The 6,355-nt window shown below is 45.4% G+C and carries 5 protein-coding genes and 1 rRNA gene; 5 read left to right on the forward strand and 1 reads right to left on the reverse strand.

Annotated features, from left to right (window positions below; genetic code table 11):
- Positions 1-12: 12 nt before the first annotated feature.
- Entirely contained in the window at positions 13-1,311 is a 1,299-nt protein-coding gene (gene rhlB, locus L4C34_RS16305; RefSeq protein ID WP_428790409.1) for an ATP-dependent RNA helicase RhlB, read from the reverse strand.
- 109 nt (positions 1,312-1,420) lie between these two features.
- On the opposite strand from rhlB, the gene trxA reads away from it, so the two are divergent.
- From trxA to L4C34_RS16330, 5 genes are all read left to right on the forward strand, one after another.
- Positions 1,421-1,747 (forward strand): thioredoxin TrxA, encoded by a 327-nt coding sequence (gene trxA / locus L4C34_RS16310; RefSeq protein WP_428790403.1) that lies wholly within the window; start codon positions 1,421-1,423, stop codon positions 1,745-1,747.
- A gap of 204 nt (positions 1,748-1,951) precedes the next feature.
- Positions 1,952-3,211, forward strand: coding sequence for a transcription termination factor Rho (rho, locus tag L4C34_RS16315; RefSeq protein WP_428790404.1), 1,260 nt, complete (start codon positions 1,952-1,954; stop codon positions 3,209-3,211).
- Positions 3,212-3,357: 146 nt separating this feature from the next.
- A complete protein-coding gene (gene ubiD / locus L4C34_RS16320) occupies positions 3,358-4,824 on the forward strand; it encodes a 4-hydroxy-3-polyprenylbenzoate decarboxylase (protein WP_428790405.1) in 1,467 nt (488 codons plus the stop codon).
- Positions 4,825-4,919: 95 nt separating this feature from the next.
- On the forward strand, positions 4,920-5,633 hold the full coding sequence (gene fre, locus L4C34_RS16325; protein ID WP_428790406.1) for an NAD(P)H-flavin reductase: 714 nt from the start codon (positions 4,920-4,922) through the stop codon (positions 5,631-5,633).
- A gap of 593 nt (positions 5,634-6,226) precedes the next feature.
- A 16S ribosomal RNA gene (locus L4C34_RS16330) occupies positions 6,227-6,355 on the forward strand; the annotation flags it as partial.

Below are 6,355 nucleotides of genomic sequence, written 5' to 3' on the forward strand. Positions count from 1 at the left end.
AATAAGGTCCTTTTATTGTGGTCTCGGTGCTCGTGGTCGGCGGTTGTTCGGCTTGCGGTTACCCGAGCGAGATCCACCTGTGTTAGTTCTGCGCGACTGCGAGTTACGTGGGCGCATACGAATAGGAGCAGGTAAATCTTCCAATAGCGCTGATGAGTCATAATCAGAGACTGGGATGGTATGCTCGATATATTCTTCGATAGCAGGCAGGTTGATAGCGTAATCTTCACAGGCAAAGCTGATTGAGTGACCGCTAGCGCCAGCGCGGCCAGTACGGCCAATACGGTGGACGTAATCTTCGCTATCGTCAGGCAAATCAAAGTTAAATACGTGCGTTACTTGTGGAATATGTAATCCGCGTGCTGCGACATCGGTCGCGACCAGAATATCGATCTCACCTTGGGTAAATTGCTCGAGGATTTTTTCGCGTTTTTTCTGTGGTACGTCGCCAGTCAGTAAGCCAACGCGTAGACCATCAGCGGCAAGGTGACCCCAAACCGATTCACATTTGTGCTTTGTATTGGCAAAAATAATGGCGCGATCTGGCCACTCTTCTTCGATAAGCGTTTGAAGAAGCGACATTTTGTGTTGATTAGAAGGATAGAAAAGCTCTTCTTGGATTCTATGTCCAGTCTTCTGATCCGGTTCAACCTCAACGTGCTGCGGGTTATGCATATGCTCGAAAGCCAGTTCTTGCACGCGATAAGATAACGTTGCGGAAAATAACATGTTCAAACGATCTTTCGGCTCTGGCATGCGACGGAACAAGAAGCGGATATCCTTAATAAAACCCAGATCAAACATACGATCTGCTTCATCGAGCACAACGGCTTGAATGTGGTTTAGGTGAAATACGCGCTGCTTGTAAAAATCGATGATGCGGCCCGTCGTACCAATTAAGATATCCACGCCTTGCTCGAGTTTCGCAACCTGCTTCTCATAGCTTTCACCGCCGTAAGCGAGGGCTGTTTTGATACCAGTGGTTTCTGCTAATGACTGCGCGTCATTGTAGATCTGGATCGCCAGCTCACGGGTTGGTGCCATGATAATAGCGCGTGGCTGTTTGCTATCTTGCTCATTAGTAGCTTGGGTGTTGAGCAAGTGATGGAAAGTGGCAGTGAGAAACGCTAGCGTTTTACCCGTGCCCGTTTGGGCTTGGCCTGCAATGTCTTGGCCGGTGAGCAGGACCGGCAACGCCAAGGCTTGGATAGGGGTACAAAATTCGAACCCGCTTTTGTCCAATCCTTCAATAACTTGGGGGTGTAATCCCAAATCGGCGAACTTTTGCTCTGTGATATGCGTCTTTTTCATACCCATAGAATATCAGCTTAAGCTTGCAATACGAAAGTAAATACATTCCAATAGGGCATCTATTTGCTAGCTGTAACCCAGCTAGAGCAAAAAAACATTGGAGTGGAAAATGAGTGATAAGATTTTGCAGCTAACTGATGCTGGATTTGAAAGCGACGTGATCAAGGCTGCAGGCCCTGTCCTTGTTGATTTCTGGGCTGAATGGTGTGGCCCATGTAAGATGATTGCGCCAATCCTAGATGAGATTGCTAACGAGTATGCTGGCAAGTTGACTATCGGTAAATTAAATATCGATCAGAACGCTGACACGCCACCAAAATATGGTATTCGTGGAATTCCAACGCTGTTGCTATTCAAAGATGGCGAGTTAGCGGCAAGCAAAGTAGGCGCTTTGTCTAAAACTCAGCTGAAAGAGTTTTTAGACGCGAATCTATAAGCTAAGTGATTAAAATTAAAACCGTGATCGACAAAATGCACGGTTTTAATTTGTCACAACAACTAAACCTAGACTACTCTGTATTTTAGTGATAATTTATCGCACGTTAATTAAACAAGCGTTCACTTCTTGGCCAGTCCACGGGCCGAATCCCTCTTAACCTTACAAACAGATCCTATTTTGACTAAACAAGCACCTACCACCATGAATCTAACAGAACTGAAGAACAGAGCTGTATCCGATCTTGTTAAACTTGGCGAAAGCTTAGGCCTAGAAAACCTAGCGAGACTGAGAAAACAAGACATTATCTTTGCCATTTTGAAAGCACACGCAAAAAGTGGTGAAGACATTTTTGGCGACGGCGTACTAGAGATTCTTCAAGACGGTTTCGGTTTTTTACGTAGTGCGGACAGCTCTTATTTAGCTGGGCCTGATGATATCTATGTGTCACCGAGCCAAATTCGCCGATTTAACCTACGTACAGGTGACTCGATTGCAGGTAAGATTCGTCCACCAAAAGATGGTGAGCGCTACTTTGCATTGTTGAAAGTCAACACGGTTAACCATGATCGACCTGACAATGCGCGTAATAAGATCTTGTTTGAGAACTTAACGCCGCTACATGCTAACGAACGCATGGTCATGGAACGTGGTAATGGCTCAACCGAAGATATCACTGCTCGTGTATTGGATCTGGCTTCACCAATTGGTAAAGGTCAGCGCGGTCTGATTGTGGCACCGCCTAAAGCGGGTAAAACGATGCTGTTGCAAAACATTGCGCAGAGCATTGCTTACAACCACCCAGAATGTGAATTGATGGTACTTTTGATTGACGAGCGTCCAGAAGAAGTAACAGAAATGCAGCGTTTGGTTAAAGGTGAAGTCATCGCCTCAACGTTTGATGAGCCAGCATCTCGTCACGTTCAGGTGGCTGATATGGTGATTGAGAAAGCCAAGCGTTTAGTTGAACATAAAAAAGACGTCGTGATTTTACTCGACTCTATCACTCGTCTTGCGCGTGCTTACAACACAGTAGTACCGTCGTCAGGTAAAGTACTGACTGGTGGTGTTGATGCCAACGCATTGCATCGTCCGAAGCGTTTCTTCGGTGCGGCACGTAATGTTGAAGAAGGCGGCAGCTTAACCATTATCGCGACTGCTCTTGTCGACACTGGCTCTAAAATGGATGAAGTGATTTACGAAGAGTTTAAAGGTACAGGTAACATGGAACTGCACCTGAATCGTAAGATCGCAGAAAAACGCGTTTTCCCTGCTATCGATTTCAAGCGCAGTGGTACTCGTCGTGAAGAGTTACTGACCAAGACAGAAGAGCTGCAGAAAATGTGGATTTTGCGTAAGATTGTTCATCCTATGGGTGAAACGGACGCGATGGAATTCTTGATTGATAAGCTTGCCATGACCAAGACTAACAATGAATTTTTTGACGCGATGCGCCGTCAATAGTCATTAGATTTATCTCACAACGCCACCTTATATAGGTGGCGTTGTTCGTTTTAGCCCATAAGTGTCAGCGGCGTAGCTGAAAAAACGCACTCATCTGAGCAGTTTTTGCTATACTGCGGGCAGCTTAACTATCCAAATCAAGGCTTATGAGTTTTAAGGATTTACGCGATTTTATTGCGGAACTGGAAAAGCAAGGTCAACTAAAACGTATTACCCACCCCGTTGACCCTCACTATGAGATGACCGAAATCAGTGATCGGACGTTGCGCGCCAAAGGGCCTGCATTGTTGTTCGAAAACCCGATAGGTTATGACATTCCCGTGTTAACCAATCTGTTTGGTACCCCTGAGAGGGTGGCCCTAGGGATGGGCAGGCAGGATGTCGTGGAGCTGCGGGAAGTCGGTAAATTACTGGCATATCTTAAAGAACCTGAGCCACCGAAAGGTTTTAAAGACGCGCTCGACAAGCTTCCTGTATTTAAGCAGGTGCTTAACATGCCAGCCAAACGTCTGCGTAAAGCATCGTGCCAAGACATTGTTTGGCAGGGTGACGAAGTCGATTTAGATAAAATTCCAGTGATGAGCTGTTGGGCCGAAGATATCGCCCCGTTGCTGACTTGGGGATTGACTATCACTAAGGGACCAAATAAAAAGCGCCAGAACTTAGGGATTTATCGCCAGCAGAAGCTCAGCAAAAATAAAGTGATTATGCGGTGGTTAGCCCACCGTGGCGGCGCGCTGGATTTACAAGACTGGATGCAAAGTAATCCAGGGGAGCGTTTTCCAGTATCCGTGGCCTTTGGCGCTGATCCGGCAACGATTCTTGGTGCGGTGACTCCCGTACCTGATACTTTGTCCGAGTATGCGTTTGCGGGTTTATTGCGTGGCAGCAAAACAGAAGTCGTTAAATCCATTAGCAATGAATTGGACGTCCCAGCCAGTGCCGAGATAGTACTGGAAGGTTATATTGATCCAAATGAGTTTGCCGATGAAGGTCCATATGGCGACCACACAGGTTATTACAACGAAAAAGAAAAGCATCATGTGTTTACGATCACTCACATTACGATGCGTAAAGACCCTATTTACCACAGCACCTATACGGGACGTCCGCCCGATGAACCTGCCGTACTGGGCGTGGCATTAAATGAAGTCTTTGTACCACTTATCCAAAAGCAATTTCCTGAGATTATCGACTTTTACCTACCACCAGAAGGTTGCTCATACCGAATGGCGGTAGTGACCATGAAAAAACAATATCCGGGACACGCAAAGCGGGTGATGATGGGTGTTTGGTCGTTTTTGCGCCAGTTCATGTACACCAAATTTGTCATTGTTTGCGATGAAGATGTGAATGCTCGGGATTGGAACGACGTCATTTGGGCGATCACCACGCGAATGGATCCGGCTCGTGATACGGTTATGATAGAAAATACGCCCATTGATTCGTTGGACTTCGCTTCTCCCGTCGCCGGGCTTGGCTCAAAAATGGGCTTAGATGCGACGAATAAGTGGCAAGGAGAAACGGATCGAGAATGGGGTAAGCCTATTGCTAAGGATCCAGAGTTAGTGGCCAAAATCGATAAGTTATGGGATGAGCTAGACATCGTCTAGTTCAATGAGGTTGTACTGAGATAAGTACAATGACTTATCTCAGCGATTAATATACAAAGTGACTTGCTGGCGTTACAGCAAGGCAGAGGAACATCATGTCTATCAAGTGCAAAGTTAAATCCATTCAGCAGCTCGCGTGTAACACTCATCAAATTTTGTTGCACCCTGAGCAGCCAGTGGATTTTAAAGCAGGTCAATACCTGATGGTAGAAATGGCAGAAAAGGATAAACGTCCATTTTCGATTGCGAGCAGTCCATGCCGCCACCAAGGGGAACTAGAACTCCACATTGGTGCGTACGAGCATAACGACTATGCGATTGAAGTCGTTCAAGCGATGCAGCATGCATTAGCAACGGGCGAGGATATTTCCATTGATGCGCCGCATGGCGAAGCTTGGGTACGCGAAGATAATGAGCGACCTCTGTTACTCGTTGCTGGCGGCACTGGCTTTAGTTATGTTCGTTCTATTTTAGATCATTGCATCAGTCAGAAGAAAGCTCAGCCTATCTACCTATATTGGGGGGCAAGAGACGCGAAGCAGCTTTATGCCATGGAAGAGTTACAGCACATTATTCAGCAGCACGGCAATGTGTGTTTTGTGCCGGTGATTGAAAATGAGCAAGCACAATGGCAGGGGAAAGTTGGTAATGTTTTACAAGCAATCTGCGAAGATTTCGATTCGCTAGAAGATTTCGATATCTATATTGCCGGTCGTTTTGAGATGGCAGGGGCGGCGCGAGATATGTTTAGTCAAAATAAACAGGCGAAAACTGAGCAAATGTACTCAGATGCTTATGCGTTTATCTGATCATTCCCTTTTTTAATCGTACTACTCTCCTTTTTGTACATAACTTGACCGGTTAAGCTCTTTTTTAGAATTAATCATAAAAAGAGCTTGCGCTTCGTCACATTGTCCCTATAATTCGCCTCCGTCAACACGACAGAGGTGAAGTATCACTAAGTTGATGTTGAAGGCGGAAAGTAGTTAAGAATCAACGTCCTTATCTTTACTAAGTAAAGAAAAAGAAATTGAAAAAGTGGTTGACACTAAAACTTAACTCGCTAAAATGGCCGTCCACTTCGAGAGTGTCTCGAAGTAAGCTCTTTAACAATTTAAACCTATCAATCTGTGTGGGCACTCGTTGATGATAATCCAAAGGCTTTTCTGTTCTTTTTATAAAGAGCGGTCAAGCAGCTTCTTAGAAGCACTTTAGGTATCAATGAACTGAGTGACCAATACGAATGATGACTTTCTTTAGAGAGAGGCGTTATTTGGCACAGTCAATTCATTACCATTCTGTTGGAATGGTAATAGCTTTAGAATTACATGTTTCTGTTCTTTTTCGAAAGAGCGGTAACTATTAGTTTTGAAGTCAGTATTCATTGAGCCGACAAAATCTTAAATTGAAGAGTTTGATCATGGCTCAGATTGAACGCTGGCGGCAGGCCTAACACATGCAAGTCGAGCGGTAACAGGAATTAGCTTGCTAATTCGCTGACGAGCGGCGGACGGGTGAGTAATGCCTAGGA

The sequence above is a fragment of the Vibrio profundum genome, assembly GCF_050337555.1.
GTDB lineage: Bacteria > Pseudomonadota > Gammaproteobacteria > Enterobacterales > Vibrionaceae > Vibrio > Vibrio profundum.